The organism is Anaerococcus ihuae, assembly GCF_928368155.1.
Taxonomy (GTDB): Bacteria; Bacillota; Clostridia; order Tissierellales; family Peptoniphilaceae; genus Anaerococcus; species Anaerococcus ihuae.
In genome coordinates, this window is record NZ_CAKMRU010000001.1 from 1,059,823 (window position 1) to 1,077,198 (window position 17,376).

Here is a 17,376-nt window from a genome sequence, read left to right on the forward strand (position 1 = left end):
AAATATTTTTCATATATTAAAACGTAAAAAAAAGGAGAATCTCTTCTCCTAATCTTCTACTAATTCTTTTAACCTTCCAGTAAGTTTATATGGTACATTTTTTAATTCTTTTATATTTTTAACTCCAACAAGAGCCATGAATATTTTTATTTTTGTTTGAAGTTCTTTTAAATATTTTAAGGCATAATCATAATCGCCTCTTAAAAGAAAGGACAAAACTTCTCCAGAAATTGCACACATGTCTGCACCGATTATTATAGACTTACAAACATCACTTGCATTTCTTATTCCGCCACTTGAAATCAAAAAGAAATCATCTGATAAGCTCCTTACATCAAGAATTGATTTTGCTGTAGGAATTCCCCATGAATAAAATTCTGAATAATCCTTATCAAATATTCTCATATCTTCAATTTCTATAAAATTTGTTCCGCCTTTTCCAGCAACATCAATATATTTTACTCCTAAATCCAAAAGTTTTTGACCAACATCCTTGCTCATGCCAAAACCAACTTCTTTTACAATAAGTGGAACCGAAAGATTTTTACTGATATTTGCTAAATTTTTATAATTATTGGAAAAATCTCTTTCTCCTTCATCCATAACAAGCTCTTGAGCTACATTAAGATGGGCTTGAACCGCCTTTGCTCCAATCAAGTCTTTTGCAAATTCAAAATTTTCTAAATTATTTTCCCAACCAAGATTTCCAATTTTTATTATATCTTCCTTCTCTTTTAATAGAGAAAAAGATCTCCTAGCTTCTAAATCTTTTATGGCAATAGATTCGCTTCCAACTGCCATGGGAATATTTAATTCTCTGCAAATATTTGATAAATCTTCGTTGATATCTTCACTTATTTCTGTTCCTCCTGTCATGGCATTTACCATAACCGGCATAGAAATTTTCTCACCCAAAAATTCTATCGATGTATCAATCTCATCAAAATTTACATCACTCAAAGCATTATGTTCAATATAAACATTGTTTAGTAAAGTTTTTGACCTAAATTCACTTCTGAGATAATTTTCAATATGTTCGTCTTTTCTTTCTCTTCTTTTTTCATCCATTATTTCACCTATTAATTATCATCCGTAAAACTATTCAAATCATCGTCAAAATAATTTCTATCATCAATTATATCTGTCTCTTCTTCATTCAAATCATCTTCTTGGTAATCATCTTCATTTTCTCCAAAATCATTTTGATTTTCTAAATCTTGATCTTTTTGAATTTCTTGATGATTTTCATTCAAATTTTGATAATCTTCATTTGATAAGTTTTCATCGTTAGAAAATCCAAAATTTTCATATTCTCTGTACCAGCTATCTTCCTTATTCCAATTTTTCAATTTATATTTTGAAAATACTTTATCAACTATCTCCCAAGTTTTTTCGTAATCTGGTATATAGTAGCTTACACCATCAATCATACTTGGAGTTCCTGGAACTGTGTAAGTTGAAAATTTATCTGAAGAAAAATTAGAAATTTTACTAGCCATATCAAGTATTGTAGCCATTGGTAGATTTGTTTTTACATCCTTAAAATAAGATTCAACCAAAGAAGTCATACTAATTGATTCTGATTTTCTTACCATTTCATTTACCATAGCTTTTAAAAATTGTTGTTGAGCATTAACCCTTCCAAGATCAGCATTTTCATATATTTTTCTAGTTCTAAGATACCACAATACATCTTCACCATTCATTTTATTCATTCCTGGTTTTATATGAGTGTTATCTTCATCAATTTTAACACCTTTTGGAACATTGTAATTAACTCCACCCATACCATCAACTATATTTTTAACTGCATCAAAATTAACTTCAGCATAATAATCTATATCAAGACCCAAAAAATCTCTCAAAGTTTTTAAGGTAAGTTCAATTCCACCATAAGCATGGGCGTGATTTACTTTTGTAAACTCATCCCTAACTTTCACCCTAGAATCTCTTGGAATTGACAAAAGATCAACTTTTCCAGTTTTAGAATTGATTTTACAAAGCATAATCGTATCAGTTCTAGTTGGCTCAAGGTTTTCTTTATTTTGGCTTGCATCAACTCCAACCAAAAGAACAAGTATTTCATCATCTACTTTTTTTCCTTTATTGCTAACAGCTGCTTCCGTTCCATAATCTTTTATATTTTTTTTGTCTTGTAATCTATTTAAATAAGCATTCGAAGTAAAATAAACAAAAAATGCTAAAAAAACTGTAATCAAAAATCTTTTAAACTTCATAATATCTCCTTCTCATCTTGTAATTATAGCATAAAAGAAGTCTTAATAAAAATAAGAAAATGTAAAAATATATGATATAATCAAGTTATGATTAAACTAATAACAATTGATATAGACGGAACCTTGCTTACTAATACAAGGCGTCTTCCTAAAAAAAATAAAAAAATGATATTAAAGGCAAAAAAAATGGGTGCCCACATAGCCCTTGTTAGTGGAAGACCATTTTCTGGAATTCTTCCTTATGTCAAAGAACTCGACCTAGAACATGAAGGTCATTTTTCAATTTCCCAAAATGGATCATATATTTTTGACAACCACACTAAGGAAGTAATTACAGGAGTTTTCCAAAAACCAAAAGATTTAATCGCACTTGATAAATCTTTGAAAGATTTTAAAGTTCAAGTTTCAGCCATGGATGATGATAGTTTTTATACAAGACATAAAAATCCAAATATTTTGACAAGACTTGATTCTTTTATAACAAAATTAAAACTTCAAAAAATTCCCTATGAAAATTTTGATGAAGATAAAAATTTTGGTAGGTTTTTAGTTATGGGCTGGCCTTGGAATATTGAAAAAGTCATGGACAATATGCCAAAATTTGTAAATGAAAATTATTACTACGCAAAAACTGCCCCTGTTTTAATTGAAGTTATGAACAAAAATGCAAACAAGGGAAATGCCATAAAATTAATGAGCGAAAAACTCGGTTTTAAAATCGATGAAATTATGGCAATTGGAAATGAAATGAATGATATTCCTATGCTAGATATGGCAGGATTTTCTGTAGCAATGGAAAACGCCAACGATTACCTAAAACCCCACGCAGATTATATAACCTTATCGAATAATAAGGCAGGAGTTGGAGAAGTTATAGAAAAATTAATAGAAAATAATTTTGAAAAATTTTAAATTTAAAAGCATTCCTAGATTTTTTCTAAGAATGCTTTTTGTTATCTTTAAATTTTTTGTATTTTACATAGGCGTTTGCGCCCATTAATATTGATACTAATAAAATTATCCACCAATATTTTTTGTCACTTATATATTGAATTATAGTTAGGATTATCAAAAGCACAAAAGTTATTGCACTTGTTACAAATTCTAATAACCTATAATCTTTGAAAATATTATTATTTGACATCTTTATCTATCACTTCGTCCAAAGTTTTCCAAGATAAAAGAGCGCATTTTACTCTTTGTGGCATATTTGAAATGTTTTGGAAAGCTGCAGCATCTCCAATTTTTTCCAAATCTTCATCGCTTATATCTTCTCTTTTTATCATTCCTATATAAATTTTTGCCATCTCTTTTGCTTCTTCAATTGTTTTTCCAACAATTTCATCACACATTACAGAAGTTGCAGCTTGGCTTATTGCACAACCGTGTCCCGTAAAAGCTGCCTCTGTTATTACATTTCCGTCATGTTTTAATTCCAAAACAATTTCATCTCCACATGAAGGATTGTGTCCTGGCTCTTTTATATCTGGATTTTCTAAATTTCTTTTATTTTTTTGATTTCTAGAATTTTCAAGAATTACTTGAGTATAAACATCATTTAAGTCCATTAAAGTCCCATCACCTTTCTTACATTTTTAAGCTCTTTTGCAAAATATTCTACTTCTTCTCTAGTATTATATATTGCAAACGAAGCTCTGCAAGTTGATGATACATCAAGGTAAGTGTGAAGTGGCATAGCACAATGATGGCCACTTCTTACAGCAATTCCTTTCATATCCAAAATTGTTGCAACATCGTGTGGATGAATATCATCAAAAGTAAAGGCTACAACTGATCCTGTATTTCTTTTTTCTGGGAAAAATACTTTTATATGATCAATGTCTTTAATCAAATCGTAAGCATATCTTGCAAGTTTATTTTCATGGTCATAAATATTTTCTAGACCAATTTCATTTATAAAATCAATTGCAGCAGAAAGACCTACAACCCCACCTACATCTTGTGTTCCCGCTTCAAATTTTTGGGCAGGTTTTGCAAAAGTAGATTCTTGTTCATAAACATATTCAATCATATCGCCGCCGAGATTATATGGTTTTAATTTTTCAAGCAAATCATATTTTCCATACAAAATTCCAATTCCCATTGGTCCATACATTTTGTGGGCAGAAAAAGCAAGAAAATCACAATCCAAATCTTTTACATCAATTTTTTTATGAGGAGCAAGTTGACAAGCATCAACAATTGAAATTGCTCCTACTTGATGGGCAAGTTTTGTAATTAATTTTTGATCAGTCATCTCTCCAGTCACATTTGATGAAGCTGTAATTGAAACAATTTTTGTTTTTTCTGTGATTTTTTCTTTTAACTCGTCATAATTTAAAGAATAATCATCATTCAAATAAACATATTTTAAAATTGCCCCAGTTTCCTTGCAAACTCTTTGCCAAGGAACCAAATTTGCGTGGTGTTCTAAAATTGAAATTACAATTTCATCACCTTTTTTCAAATTTTCTCTCGCATAAGAATAAGCAATAAGATTTAAAGATTCTGTCGCATTTCTTGTATAAATTATTTCTTCAGATCTTTGTGCATTTATAAAATCTCTAACTTTTTCTCTCGTATTTTCAAAAGCTTCTGTCGCCTTCCAAGATAAAAAGTGAGCACCTCTGTGAGGATTTGCATTTGAATATTTGTAATAATCAGCTTGAGCATTTATAACTGAAATAGGATTTTGGCTAGTTGCCGCAGAATCTAGGTAAATAACTTTTTTTCCAGTATTTTTTTCGTCCAAAAATGGAAATTCTTTTCTTATTTTTTCTATATCCATCTTAATCCCTCGTATTCATTGCATGAACTTTGTATCTTACTTTTTCTCTCAACTCTTTATGATCAATTTTATCAATTGTTGGGGCAAAATTTGCTTCAAGCATCAAACTTTCAGCCTTTCTTTTTGAAAATCCTCTGCTCATTATATAAAATAACATGGCCTTATCAAATCTTCCCACACTTGCAGCGTGCTCCCCTGCTACGTCTTTTTCTTCATTTAATAAAACTGGAGCAGACCTATTGATGGCATCTGGACTTAACATTACTGCATAATCTCCAATTTTTCCATCAGCGTGTTCGCAACCTCTTTTAAGATCAACAACACCCTTCCATCTTTTTTCGGCTTTTCCTTTAAGGGCACCGTTAAACATACAATTTGATTTTGTAACTTTTGCCTTGTGGTCATTGAAGGCACCAATATCTAAAAAGTCATCATTTTGTTTGAAATAAACTCCATTTTCTTCAAGATTTGATTCTTCTCCATCAAGGAAATTTCTAATATTTACATAAGACTTGTCTGCACCAAGTTCAATATAAGAAATATCAAAATTTGCCCTGTCACCTATAATTGATGAAATTTGTTGTAAATTAATAGAATTTCCTAATAAATCAACAACTACAACCAATTTTACAAAAGAATCTTCTTCAAGATTTACCCTTATTAAAGAATTTAGGTAAGATGAATCCCCATCACTTTGAGAAAAATTAATTAAAAATGAAGATTTGGATCCTTTTTTTGCATTTATATCAATCTTATTAACCAATTGATTTGAATTTTGGTCAAGATTTAGGTTTATAAATTCTAAATCTTTTTCTCCATCAATATCCCTATAAATATCTAAATTATTAAAATTTTTATTTTCTATTAAAAAATCTTTTGAAAGTCCGTAATTTTTTTCCCTAAAAATTTCATCTAAAGATTTATTTTCTTTATTTGAACTTTCAAAATTTTTATAATCTTTTTTTTCGTTTAAACTTGGAGCTTTTTTGCTATAATTTAGCTTGGTGTATGACCAAGTAGGCTCTCTCATTACATTTACTTTTTCCATCAGCCATTTGCTCCTTCCAATTCCATATCAATCAAATTATTCATCTCAACTGCATATTCCAATGGCAATTCTTTTGCAACCGGCTCTGCAAATCCTCTTACAATCATAGATTTTGCTTCGTTTTCTGGAATTCCCCTACTCATTAAATAAAATATTTGTTTTTGGTCAAGAGAACCAATTTTTGCTTCGTGTCCGCAATCAACTTCATCATTTCTGATATCAAGAGTTGGAATTGTATCTGACTTTGATTCGCGTGATAACATCAAATTTTCGCAATCAACAGTTGACTTTGAGCCCTTGGCATTTTTGCCAATTTTTACATAAGATCTTGTCATTGATTTTCCATTTCCTTGAGTAATGGATTTTGTAAGAGCAGTTGAATAAGTGTTTGGTGCGTTGTGAATCATTGAACAGCCATTGTCAATATATTGACCGTTTGATGCATAGGTTATTCCTGTATATTCTGCTCTTGCTCCTTCTCCATTTAAAATTGTGGTTGGATAAAGCATTGAAACTTTTGAACCAAAAGATCCAGAAATCCATTCAACTTGACCGTTTTCTTCAACAATTGCTCTTTTTGTATTAAGGTTGTACATATTTCTTGACCAGTTTTCTATTGTAGAAAATCTAACTTCAGCATTTTTGTGAACAAAAATTTCTACACTTCCTGCGTGAAGATTTACAACATTATATCTTGGTGCAGAGCATCCTTCTATAAAATGAACTTTAGCTCCTTCTTCTGCAATGATCATTGTGTGTTCAAATTGTCCAGCTCCTGGAGCGTTCAACCTGTAATAAGATTGGAGAGGAATATCAACATTTACTCCCTTTGGCACATAAATTAAAGAACCACCAGACCAAACTGCTCCATGAAGAGCTGCATATTTGTGTAGGGTTGGTGGAATTGCTCTTTGAAAATATTTATGAACAATTTCTTCATGTTCTTTTAAAGCTGTATCAAAATCTGTAAAAATTACACCTTGATCTGACAAATGTTTTTGAATTGAATGATAAACTTCCTCACTATCATATTGAGCCCCAACTCCTGCAAGAGATTCTTGCTCAGCTTGAGGAATTCCTAGCCTATCAAAAGTATCTTTTATCTCTTCTGGCAAAGCATCCCAATTGCTTTTTTTATCAGTTTTTGGCTTAACATAGGTTGTGATATCTTCCATATTTAATTCAGAAAGATCTGGTCCCCATGATGGATTATCAGTTTGTTCAAAAATTAAAAGAGATTGTAGTCTTCTTTTTAGCATCCATTCTGGTTCATTTTTCTTTTTTGATAATTCTTCTACTATTTCTTTATTCAAACCCTTGTCGGAAATGTCTGAGTATTCAAATTTGTCAATGACATCATAAATACCCCTGTCTATATCCTTAAAAGTTGATTCATCAAATTTCTTTTCTGTCATTTTAAACCCACTCGTATCCTTCTTTTTCGATTTTTTCCATTAGACTTGAATCAGATGTTTCTTTGATTACTCCATCTTTTAAAACGTGAACATAATCTACATCAATATTTTCCAATAATTCATTGTGGTGAGTTACAACTATAACTGCATTATCTTCATTTAAATAATTTTTGATTCCTTCACTTACAATTCTTACCGCATCAACGTCAAGTCCTGAATCAGTTTCATCAAGCATAGCAAGTTTTGGATTTAAAATTTTTAATTGCAAAATTTCAGATTTTTTTCTTTCTCCACCAGAAAATCCAACATTTACATATCTGTTTGCATATTCCTCAGATAATTTTAAATCATCCATTTCCTTTGTAAGTTCTTTATTGAAACCTAAAATTGATGGTTTTTTTCCTGTTACTTCTTCTTTTGCTTGCTTTAGAAAATCTCTAAGTTTTACACCATTAATTGCATCAGGTGATTGGAAAGACATAAAAATTCCTGCCTTTGCTCTTTTATCAGTTGTAAGATCTGTAATATCTTCACCTTCAAAAAATATTTTTCCTTCTGTTACATCATAAACTGGATTTGCCATTACGGCGTTCATTAATGTAGATTTTCCTGAACCATTTGATCCCATTATTACATGAACTTCTCCAGCATTAACTTTTAAATTTATACCTTTTAATATTTCAGTATCTCCAACTGAAACATGTAAATTTTCAACTTTTAATAATTCTTTCATCGCTTACCTCTTTTTTATATTTTGAGAAAATAAATTTATATACATTTAAAGTATACTGCTTTAGTACGGATTGTCAAAACTTGAAATATTAACATTCTAATATGAAAATTTTGACAATATTTGCAATTTTTATATTTTATTTATTTTCATATTTTTAAATTTTTCCAAGAAAAAGCACTTAAAAAAGTGCTCTCCCATAAATATTAAATTATTTCTAAAAATTATTATGTAATTTTTAATAATCACTTTAGAGTGTACCTAACCACAATTTTCCCATTTCGAAAAGATAGATAACCGCCCGTTTCACTTATTTATCCCGATTTAACACATCTAGTTATTAGAGATTGTAAAGCATAATTTAATTATAAAAAATTATTCATTATTTATAATTAGACTTTTTACTCTCTAATGTAACTTTCAATAATTACTTAATTTATTTTCAACCAAATCAACAAGGCTTTTTACAGCTTCTTCTTCTCCATCGCCTTGGGCTTTAATTACTATTTCTTCGCCCTTGCCAGCGCTCATAGATAAAACTGACATTATTGATTTTGCATTATAAACTCTACCTTCTTTTTCTACATTTATATCGCACGCATGCTTTACAGCCTCTCTGATAAATATGGAAGCAGGCCTAGCGTGTAAACCGATTTCATTTACAAGTGTAACTTTTTCCTCGTACATATTTCCTCCATTAATTGTTGATAAATTAAAATTTATAAATGTTATTTTTTTAACTATAATTCTTTAACTTAAATTTATTATACACGTTTTCCTAATAAAATACAATACTTGATTTTTTTAAAATACATGGTTAAAAAAATATTAATTTTATAGAAAATGATTTCCTTGTCTTTAAATATTATAGCATTTAATGAAATTTATACAAGGATATTTTATATTTCTTATAAGCAAAAATATAAAGAGGCCGAAGCCTCTAAGTCTATTGACAAACTAAATTTTTTTTCATTTCGAGCGAACATAGTGAGTCGAGAAATCTCGTGAGATCTCTTGTATCATATAGTTGTAGTCATTCTATGGAAATTTACAATAGAATATTATACACTAAACATAGTGTTGTGGAATGTTTGATATCTCTATAGCTTTGACTATTTCATGGAGACTACAACCACATAGCTATGTTTTTTTGTTTATTAGTTAGATAGCGCTTGACGCTTTATTGTACAAGGTTACATGACATTTCTTATGTGGATGCACAACTATTTTTTTCGGAGGTTTTTATGATTTTTTTGGGAATTGATGTTTCTAAGTTTAAACATAACTGTTTTCTTTCTGATGGGGATAATTTTGATATGGGGGAACATTTTGAAATTAAGAATTCTAGAGAGGGTTTTGATTTTTTAATTGATAAACTTTCTTCTTATGATAGGGATAATATTAGAATAGGATTAGAATATACTGGTAATTATCATCTCAACTTATCTAGATTTCTTCTTGATTTGAATTTTAATATTCACTTTTTTAACCCTTTTCAAACTTGTCTTTTTAGAAGAGCTGATAGTTTTAGAAATACTAAAACTGATAAGGTTGATGCTTTCTTCATTGCTAAGCTTTTAAAAACTACCTGTGATTCTAATCCTACTCTTTTTGAATTTTATCATAATTATGATCTTAAGTCACTATGTAGGTATAAGTCTATTTTGAAAAGGGATAGGTCTAGATTAAAAAACTCTATTGTTTCTTTTTTGGATATTGTTTTTCCTGAACTTTGTAATGTTTGTAATGATGTTTTTTCTAAGTATGTTCTTGCTATCCTTTATGAGTTTTCTTCTGCTTATGAAATTTCTAAGGCTAATATTACTAGGCTTTCTAATTTAATTAAGAATGCATCTAGAGGTGCTTATTCTAAGGATAAGGCTTTGATTATTAGGGATGCTGCTAGAAATTCTATTGGGTATTTTTCTTATTCTGTTTCTTTTCAATTGAAACAGTCTATTGATTATTTGTATTTTTTGGATAGGAAAATTGATGAGATTAATGTAATGATTAAGCCTTTACTTGATGATATTAATAGTCCTATTATGAGTATTCCTGGTATTGGTATTGAACTTGGTCCTACTATTATTTCTGAAATTGGGGATATTAACAGATTTGATTCTTCTTCTAAGTTGTTGGCTTATGTTGGTTTGGATCCTTCTATAAGTCAATCTGGGACTTTTCATTCTTCTTTTAGTACTATGAGTAAAAGAGGTAGTTCTTATTTGCGTGATAGTTTGTTTAAGGCTGCTTTTATTATTAGTCAAATTGAACCTGTTTTTAAAGAATATTATTTAAAAAAGAAGGCTGAGGGAAAACATCATTATGTGGCTCTTACTCATGTAGCAAGAAAATTGGTTAGGGTAATATTCTATTTATTGAAAGAAAATGAAGTATATGTGAGTAAAGTTTAAAAATAATATTAGAATATTTTAAACCATCAAGCTTGATGGTTTGTTTACTATGCTCATTTTTATGTTATTTTATATTTAAATCTCATATTTAATAGAAAAATAGGTTCATATTTAATGAATATTCATAAAATATAAACCTATTTTTATTAGTTTGATTTTTTTATTTTTTTCTTGACATCCGATAGTTAGTCTCCATGCGTTCGTTTCACTCACACTAAAACACGTTTGCTTCGCAAACTTCTTCGTGCTTTCGCACTTAGTTTTAGGGATTATTGTGCCAAATCAAGGCACAATAATCTAGTCGAGATGGGTTATAGCGTAATTTTGTTTTTGATTTATTAATGAATTATTAAACTGACTTTGTCTACGCTCTAAGAGCCCGAAGCCTCTTATTTTTATTTTAATTCTTTTAAAATTTCTACCAAGAATTTATAATTATTTTCTGTTGATTTAATATTTACTCTTTCTTCTGGTGAATGAGCTCCTTGGATTTCTGGACCAAAGGAAACCATTTGAGTTTCTTTCATATCTTGTTTTAGAAGTCCACATTCAAGTCCACCGTGAGTTGTTAAAACTTGTGGTTTTTCTCCATTTAATTTTTCCCAAACATTTTTCATTATCTCCAAAAGTTCACTGTCTTCTCTTTCCCAACCAGGGTATTCGTTTAGGCTTTCAACTTTCGCTCCAAAAAGTTCCACTTGGTTTTTAATTACATCACGTCTAAATCTTTTAGCTGATGTTACTTCGCTTCTTGCAAGAATTGTAAAGGTGATTTTTTCTTCATCTTCTTCAATTAGTCCAAGGTTTGAGCTTGTTACAAGATTTCCATCGTATTTTTTAACTGGACCATCTGCTACGATCAAGTTTGCTTTTACAATTTTTTCTGATAGGTCTTTTGTTAAAACTTCTCCATCAAATTGACATTCTTTTATTATAATTTCACCTTTTGGATCAGAATTTTTGTATTCGTGAAGAATTTCATCTTTTACTTTTGAAAGATTTTTTATAGCATCTTTTGCATTTTTTACTTCTATTATTGCAAATGCTTCTGATGGAATTGCATTTCTTTTTACTCCACCTGAAATTTTTCCGATTTTATATGAGTCTAATTCGTTTATAATTCTTACGAGACCCTTGATTGCGTTTAATCTGTACTTATCAATTTCCATTCCAGAATGGCCACCTTGGAAATTTTTAAGTTCTATTGAAATAAATTCTCCGTCTTTTTTTTCGTATTCTTTTTCAAATGAATATTTTATATCCATTCCTCCAGCACAACCAATGGTTAAAATTCCTTCTTCCTCGCTGTCAATATTTAATAAATATTTTGGATTTCCCAATTTTTTTGTATCTAGATTATTTACTCCAACCATGGAAGTTTCTTCTCCTGTTGTAATTAAAACAGAAATTGGTCCATGTGAAACTTTTTCATCATCTAAAATTGCAAGAGCATAGGCAACTGCAATTCCATCATCTGCCCCAAGAGTTGTCTTGTTTGCACGAATCCATTCGCCATCTACAACAAGTTCAATTGGATCTTTTGAAAAATCGTGGTCTGATCCGTTTTCTTTTACACAAACCATATCCATGTGTCCTTGGAGTAAAACTTCTGGATAATTTTCAAAACCCTTGCTTGCTTCTTTCTTTATATATACATTCAAAACATCATCTTGCCAATATTCTAAATTTCTTTCTTTTGCAAAATTTACCAAAAAATCTGAAATTTCTTTTTCATTTCCGCTTTCTCTTGGTATATTTGAAATTTCTTTAAACCAATGAAAAACTTCTTTTGGTTGTAAATCTTTATATTCCATAAATCCTCCTAATATTTTCTTTATCCATTATACTTTGAATTGCAAAAATAAAAATGAAAAAATTTAAAATAAAATAATAAATATTTATTTCAAAGCAATTAATTCTCCTTTTATTTGCTCTAATTTCCAATATGTAGTAAAATTTTTATATAAAATTAGATGGAGAAAGAAATGATTAATACTTATTTATTATGCGGTGGACCTTCAAGTGAGCATGATATTGCCCTAAGAAGTGCCCTTAATATTTCAAAAAATTTAGACAAAGAAAAATATAATTTAAAAATTGTATATATTGACAAAAAAGGAAGATTTTCAAAAGCTTTTGATTTTATAGATACAAAAGACGAATTTGATCTTGTAAAAACTTGCAAGGAAAATATTCTCGAATCAATTTCTGATTTTCTTTTAGAATTAAAAGATAAGGACAAGGACAAAACAATAATTATTCCATGTGTTCACGGAACCTACGGGGAAGATGGAACAATCCAAGGATTTTTGGATGCAATCGATGTGGCATATATTGGAAATGGACTCTTGTCTTCTTCTGTTTGTATGGACAAGGTTACTGCAAATGACATTTTCGAAAAAAATAAATTAAAACAAGCAAGATATCTTTATGCAAATGAAGAATCTTTTGATGAAGATTTTGCAAAAAAATGTGAGGAATATATAAAATTTCCAATGATTGTAAAGCCTTCAGCGAACGGATCATCAGTTGGAGTAAACAAGGCAGAAAATATTGAAGATCTTTTAAAATTTGGAAAAGAAGCATTAAAATATGATGAAAAAATTCTAATAGAAGAGGCGATTATCGGTCAAGAAGTAGAAATTGCCATAATTGGAGATAATGATTTAAAAGCATCAAAACCTGGTGCCTATGTAACAGACCATATTTTCCTTGATTATGATGCAAAATATTTTGATAAGGGCACAAAGGAGATGCTTCCTTATCCAATGGATGAAAAACTTGAAAAGAACTTGTTAGAATTTGCAAAAAAATGCTACAAGGCTTGTGGTTGTCAAGGTTTTGCAAGAGTTGATGTATTTTTAAAAGATAATGAATTTTATATAAATGAAATAAATACCTTCCCAGGTTTCACCCCTACTTCATTTTTTGCAAGGCTTTGCCAAATTAGTTTTGGCCTAGAATTTCAAAATATCCTAGATATGCTAATTGATGAAGGATTCAAAACTTTTCAAAAAAGGAGATTTAAATGATTGAAAAAAGATTAGATGAAATTGCAAAAATGCTAGGCGGAGAAATTTCTGATGATAAATTTAAGGATACAAAAATCAAGGGAGTTTCTATAGATTCTCGTACAATACAAAAAGATAATCTATACATTCCAATAGTTGGAGAAAAATTTGATGGGAGAATATTTATTGAAGAATGTGCGAATTCTGGGGCCCCTGCATTTTTGATTGATGAAAATTATAAAATTCCAAAATCAGTTTCAATTCCTTATGTAAAAGTTTCTGATACAAAAAAAGCCCTACAAGATCTGGCAAAAGCCTACAGGGATGAACTTGATATAAAAATCATTGCAATCACCGGTTCAAATGGAAAAACAACAAGTAAAAACTTGATTCATTCGGTTTTATCAGAAAAATACAAGGTTCAAAAAACCCATGGAAATTACAATAACAACATAGGTCTTCCCCTAACACTTTTGGATTTTTCAAAAGATACACAAATCGGCGTAGTTGAAATGGGAACAGAAGATTTTGGGGAAATTTCAGAACTAACTCATATAGCAAGACCAGATATGGCAATGATTACAAATATTGGCGATGCCCATCTTTTAAAGTTAAAATCAAGAGAAGGAATCGCAAAAGCAAAACTTGAAATTCTTGAAGGCCTAAAAGATGATGGAATTTTTATTTATAATGGCGATGATGAAATATTAAAAAAAATTCTCCCATCTTACGATATTAAACAAAAAACTATAAGTTTTGGAACAAGCACTGGAGTTGACTTTAAAGTAAGTCCAAAAGAATTTTCAAGCACCTACACAAAATTCACCTATGATAATGAAGATTATACAGTACCACTTTTAGGATCTCATCAAGTTTTAAACGGTGCCTTGGCAGTTTTAATTGGAAAATTATTTGATCTTTCCTACAAAGAAATTAACAAGGGTCTTTCTCTTGCAAGTAACAATGCAAACAGAAATGAATTAATTGAAAGAAATGGCTTTGATATTCTTGATGATGCCTACAAATCAAATCCTCAATCTTTAAAACAAGGGCTTGAGCTTGCAGGATATTTGGATGGATATTTAAATAAAATCGTAGTTTTGGGAGATATGTTAGAGCTTGGTGATGGAGAAAAAAATCTCCACTACAAGTCAGGACTTGATATAGACCCAAAAAAAATAAATTATTGCTTATTTTATGGCCCACTTTGTAAAGAAATGTACAGAGCAAGTCTAGAAAATTTCCCAGAAGATAGGAGTTTTTATTTTGAAAATAAAAATGACCTAATCGATAAATTAAAACTTCTCATCACAAAATCAAGCCTAGTTTTTGTAAAAGGATCTAGAGGCCTTCACATGGAAGAAGTTATAGAAGCAATTTATGATATAAGAGTGTAAAGTAATATTAGAAAAGATAGAAAAGAAAATAAGAATTTGGAGGAATTATGATTTACACAGTTACCTTAAACCCATCAGTAGATGTAATTTTAGAAGTGAAAAACCTAAATATTGGTGATAAAAACCATGTTTCTGATGAATTTACCCTTCCAGGTGGAAAAGCTCTTAACGTTTCAAGAGTTTTATCCCAATTAAAAATCCCAACAGTTGCAACAGGATTTATAGGCGGCCACCAAGGAAAATTTATCGAAGAATGGCTTGATAAAGAAAATATCATGACCGATTTTGTAAATATTGAAGAAGAAAGCAGAACAAATATAAAATTATTGTTGGATAATGAAGAAACAACAATAAATTCCAAAGGACCAAACGTAAGCCACTACGAGGTTGATGAACTTTTATACTATTTATCAAGAGTTGGCGAAGGAGATACCATTGTTATGGGAGGATCAGTCCCACAAATGGAAGAAAAAGCTGACGAAGATATCTACTCAAGGATGGTTTCAATAGCAAAAGCAAACGGGTCTCAATTTATTGCAGATATTCCAGCAGAGTATTTACCAGCAGTAATAAAAGAAGGTCCAATTCTTGTAAAACCAAACGTAGAAGATTTGATGGAAATTTTTAAAACAAAAATTGAAACAATAGAAGATATGGACAAGTATGGCAAAAAAATTATAGAAATGGGAGCCCAAAATGCCATAGTTTCCTATGGAAAAAAAGGATCTATGTTCTTTAATAAAGATGGCCACTCATATATTTCTGAAGAAATTCACATAAATGAAGTAGTTAATTCTGTAGCCTGTCGTGATGCAATGATCGGTGGATTTATAGGAACTTTGGTAAGGTCAAGCGATACAATCGAAGCTTACAAAGTTGCCGTGGCATCCGCAACAGCAACAGCAGAAGTTCTAGATCTTCCAACAAGAGAAGAAATAGAAAAAATAATACCAAAAGTTGTAATAAACCAATTTTCTTAAACAAAAAGGGACTCTTGCAAAACTATGAATAATAAGCAACAGTCCCTATACTTATTTTAAAAAATTTATAAAAGGAGAAAAAATGAACAAAAAAACTGTAAGCATAATGCTTGCCTATGTTGGAGTTTTGACTGGAGCAGGACTTGCAAGTGGACAAGAGCTTATGCAATATTTTATTTCCTTTGGAAAAGCTGGACTTTTTGGACTAGCAGCCATAGGAATCCTACACATCTTAGTCGGAGGAATAATCCTTCAACTTGGTTCGCATTATTTGGCAGAAAGTCACATCGATGTTCTTGAAGAAGTTTCAAACAAATATATGACAAAATTTATGGATTACGCCCTAATAATAAATTGTTTTTTGATGGGCTTTGTAATGATAGCTGGAGCAGGTTCAAATTTAAACCAACAATTTGGCTTTAAACCATGGGTTGGATCATTAATTTGTACAATCCTTATAATTGTAATAGGAATGTTAGACTTTGACAAAGTTACAAAAGTAATAGGAGCCTTTACACCATTAATAATTATTTTCGCAATTATCGGAGGAATTTTTACCTTTGCAACAATAAAACCAGATTGGCAAAGTCTTGATCAAATTGGAAAAGCAGTAAAATCTCCCCTACCAAACATAGCCCTTTCCACCCTAAATTATTTTGGTTTATGTATGATTAGTGGAATTTCTATGGCATTTGTACTTGGAGGAAGTAAAACAGATTCAGCCGAAGCCGGACTTGGAGGAATGCTCGGAGGACTTATGGTTGCAATTCTAACAGCCCTTGTTGGCTTTACCCTATTTTTTAATTTGCCACAAATAAAAGATGCCGACATACCAATGCAAGTTGTTTTGCAAAATGTAAGACCAGTATTAGGACTTATAATGTCATTAATAATATTTGGAATGATTTTCAACTCATCCATTTCCCTATTTTATTCAGCAGCAAGAAGATTTTCAGATACAGAAAATAAATTTCGAAGAAACCTAATAGTATTTACCCTAATGGGCTTTGGACTTTCATTTTTAGGCTTTAAAAAATTAATGTCAATTCTATATCCAATCCTTGGATATCTTGGATTAATCCTTACAATAATTCTAGTAATAGCTTGGTTTAGAGAAAGAGAAGAAATAAAACGCGAAATCAGAAGAAGATTTGCCATATCCGTTCTTACAAGAAGAAAACTCGACGATGATTTAGAATTTGGAAAAATGGAAAAAGACAAACTAAACAGACTTGCAGAAAACTCAATAATAGACAATAAAGATATAAAAGAAGCCGTCCATGAAGAAGTAAAAGAAGAATTAGAAGACGAAGAAGAATAGTAAAAATACCAGATAAATAAGTAATAAAGCTTATA

General features: G+C 30.2%; 16 protein-coding genes. 6 read left to right on the top strand and 10 right to left on the bottom strand.

The window, feature by feature from the left end:
- Positions 1-48: 48 nt before the first annotated feature.
- On the bottom strand, positions 49-1,068 hold the full coding sequence (fni, locus tag L6653_RS05145; protein ID WP_236785801.1) for a type 2 isopentenyl-diphosphate Delta-isomerase: 1,020 nt from the start codon (positions 1,066-1,068) through the stop codon (positions 49-51).
- Between the two features lie 11 nt (positions 1,069-1,079).
- Positions 1,080-2,237 carry an LCP family protein gene (locus L6653_RS05150; RefSeq protein ID WP_236785802.1) on the bottom strand — a complete coding sequence of 386 codons (1,158 nt, stop codon included), beginning with the start codon at positions 2,235-2,237 and terminating at the stop codon, positions 1,080-1,082.
- Positions 2,238-2,324: 87 nt separating this feature from the next.
- Here L6653_RS05150 and L6653_RS05155 point away from each other — a divergent pair, with 87 nt between their 5' ends.
- On the top strand, positions 2,325-3,149 hold the full coding sequence (locus L6653_RS05155; RefSeq protein ID WP_236785803.1) for a Cof-type HAD-IIB family hydrolase: 825 nt from the start codon (positions 2,325-2,327) through the stop codon (positions 3,147-3,149).
- A 25-nt stretch (positions 3,150-3,174) separates the two neighbouring features.
- Here the strand turns inward: L6653_RS05155 and L6653_RS05160 are convergent, their stop codons facing one another.
- The 7 genes from L6653_RS05160 to L6653_RS05190 all read right to left on the bottom strand — a co-directional run bounded on the left by L6653_RS05160 (position 3,175) and on the right by L6653_RS05190 (position 8,905).
- Complete coding sequence (locus L6653_RS05160; protein ID WP_236785804.1) at positions 3,175-3,381, bottom strand: hypothetical protein; 207 nt, start codon at positions 3,379-3,381, stop codon at positions 3,175-3,177.
- On the bottom strand, positions 3,371-3,805 hold the full coding sequence (sufU, locus tag L6653_RS05165) for a Fe-S cluster assembly sulfur transfer protein SufU (protein ID WP_004839286.1): 435 nt from the start codon (positions 3,803-3,805) through the stop codon (positions 3,371-3,373). Before sufU ends, L6653_RS05160 begins: the two co-directional genes overlap by 11 nt.
- Positions 3,805-5,025, bottom strand: coding sequence for a cysteine desulfurase (locus L6653_RS05170; RefSeq protein WP_236785805.1), 1,221 nt, complete (start codon positions 5,023-5,025; stop codon positions 3,805-3,807). Before L6653_RS05170 ends, sufU begins: the two co-directional genes overlap by 1 nt.
- A 1-nt stretch (position 5,026) precedes the next feature.
- On the bottom strand, positions 5,027-6,073 hold the full coding sequence (locus tag L6653_RS05175; RefSeq protein WP_236785806.1) for a SufD family Fe-S cluster assembly protein: 1,047 nt from the start codon (positions 6,071-6,073) through the stop codon (positions 5,027-5,029).
- The gene (sufB, locus tag L6653_RS05180; RefSeq protein WP_236785807.1) at positions 6,073-7,488 is read right to left on the bottom strand and encodes a Fe-S cluster assembly protein SufB; all 1,416 of its coding nucleotides are present in this window, start codon (positions 7,486-7,488) and stop codon (positions 6,073-6,075) included. The genes L6653_RS05175 and sufB overlap by 1 nt, the downstream gene beginning before the upstream one ends.
- Before the next feature lies 1 nt (position 7,489).
- Positions 7,490-8,221 (bottom strand): Fe-S cluster assembly ATPase SufC, encoded by a 732-nt coding sequence (sufC, locus tag L6653_RS05185; protein WP_236785808.1) that lies wholly within the window; start codon positions 8,219-8,221, stop codon positions 7,490-7,492.
- A 417-nt stretch (positions 8,222-8,638) separates the two neighbouring features.
- On the bottom strand, positions 8,639-8,905 hold the full coding sequence (locus L6653_RS05190; protein WP_058990024.1) for an HPr family phosphocarrier protein: 267 nt from the start codon (positions 8,903-8,905) through the stop codon (positions 8,639-8,641).
- 557 nt (positions 8,906-9,462) lie between these two features.
- Between L6653_RS05190 and L6653_RS05195 the strand changes: the two genes are divergently transcribed.
- Positions 9,463-10,632, top strand: coding sequence for an IS110 family RNA-guided transposase (locus L6653_RS05195; protein WP_236785121.1), 1,170 nt, complete (start codon positions 9,463-9,465; stop codon positions 10,630-10,632).
- 395 nt (positions 10,633-11,027) lie between these two features.
- On the opposite strand, the gene pepD is transcribed toward L6653_RS05195, so the two are convergent.
- A complete protein-coding gene (gene pepD / locus L6653_RS05200; RefSeq protein ID WP_236785809.1) occupies positions 11,028-12,446 on the bottom strand; it encodes a beta-Ala-His dipeptidase in 1,419 nt (472 codons plus the stop codon).
- Between the two features lie 171 nt (positions 12,447-12,617).
- Between pepD and L6653_RS05205 the strand changes: the two genes are divergently transcribed.
- The 4 genes from L6653_RS05205 (at position 12,618) to L6653_RS05220 (ending at position 17,341) form a co-directional block, all read left to right on the top strand.
- Positions 12,618-13,664 carry a D-alanine--D-alanine ligase family protein gene (locus L6653_RS05205; RefSeq protein ID WP_236785810.1) on the top strand — a complete coding sequence of 349 codons (1,047 nt, stop codon included), beginning with the start codon at positions 12,618-12,620 and terminating at the stop codon, positions 13,662-13,664.
- The gene (locus L6653_RS05210; protein WP_236785811.1) at positions 13,661-15,040 is read left to right on the top strand and encodes a UDP-N-acetylmuramoyl-tripeptide--D-alanyl-D-alanine ligase; all 1,380 of its coding nucleotides are present in this window, start codon (positions 13,661-13,663) and stop codon (positions 15,038-15,040) included. The genes L6653_RS05205 and L6653_RS05210 overlap by 4 nt, the downstream gene beginning before the upstream one ends.
- Before the next feature lie 47 nt (positions 15,041-15,087).
- Positions 15,088-16,020 (top strand): 1-phosphofructokinase family hexose kinase, encoded by a 933-nt coding sequence (locus tag L6653_RS05215; protein ID WP_236785812.1) that lies wholly within the window; start codon positions 15,088-15,090, stop codon positions 16,018-16,020.
- An 82-nt stretch (positions 16,021-16,102) separates the two neighbouring features.
- On the top strand, positions 16,103-17,341 hold the full coding sequence (locus L6653_RS05220) for a YkvI family membrane protein (RefSeq protein WP_236785813.1): 1,239 nt from the start codon (positions 16,103-16,105) through the stop codon (positions 17,339-17,341).
- Positions 17,342-17,376 lie beyond the last annotated feature (35 nt).

Coding starts and splice junctions, on each gene's coding strand:
- fni (WP_236785801.1), bottom strand. CDS start 1,068: ATGGATGAAAAAAGAAGAGAAAGAAAAGACGAACATATTGAAAATTAT.
- L6653_RS05150 (WP_236785802.1), bottom strand. CDS start 2,237: ATGAAGTTTAAAAGATTTTTGATTACAGTTTTTTTAGCATTTTTTGTT.
- L6653_RS05155 (WP_236785803.1), top strand. CDS start 2,325: ATGATTAAACTAATAACAATTGATATAGACGGAACCTTGCTTACTAAT.
- L6653_RS05160 (WP_236785804.1), bottom strand. CDS start 3,381: ATGTCAAATAATAATATTTTCAAAGATTATAGGTTATTAGAATTTGTA.
- sufU (WP_004839286.1), bottom strand. CDS start 3,805: ATGGACTTAAATGATGTTTATACTCAAGTAATTCTTGAAAATTCTAGA.
- L6653_RS05170 (WP_236785805.1), bottom strand. CDS start 5,025: ATGGATATAGAAAAAATAAGAAAAGAATTTCCATTTTTGGACGAAAAA.
- L6653_RS05175 (WP_236785806.1), bottom strand. CDS start 6,073: ATGGAAAAAGTAAATGTAATGAGAGAGCCTACTTGGTCATACACCAAG.
- sufB (WP_236785807.1), bottom strand. CDS start 7,488: ATGACAGAAAAGAAATTTGATGAATCAACTTTTAAGGATATAGACAGG.
- sufC (WP_236785808.1), bottom strand. CDS start 8,221: ATGAAAGAATTATTAAAAGTTGAAAATTTACATGTTTCAGTTGGAGAT.
- L6653_RS05190 (WP_058990024.1), bottom strand. CDS start 8,905: ATGTACGAGGAAAAAGTTACACTTGTAAATGAAATCGGTTTACACGCT.
- L6653_RS05195 (WP_236785121.1), top strand. CDS start 9,463: ATGATTTTTTTGGGAATTGATGTTTCTAAGTTTAAACATAACTGTTTT.
- pepD (WP_236785809.1), bottom strand. CDS start 12,446: ATGGAATATAAAGATTTACAACCAAAAGAAGTTTTTCATTGGTTTAAA.
- L6653_RS05205 (WP_236785810.1), top strand. CDS start 12,618: ATGATTAATACTTATTTATTATGCGGTGGACCTTCAAGTGAGCATGAT.
- L6653_RS05210 (WP_236785811.1), top strand. CDS start 13,661: ATGATTGAAAAAAGATTAGATGAAATTGCAAAAATGCTAGGCGGAGAA.
- L6653_RS05215 (WP_236785812.1), top strand. CDS start 15,088: ATGATTTACACAGTTACCTTAAACCCATCAGTAGATGTAATTTTAGAA.
- L6653_RS05220 (WP_236785813.1), top strand. CDS start 16,103: ATGAACAAAAAAACTGTAAGCATAATGCTTGCCTATGTTGGAGTTTTG.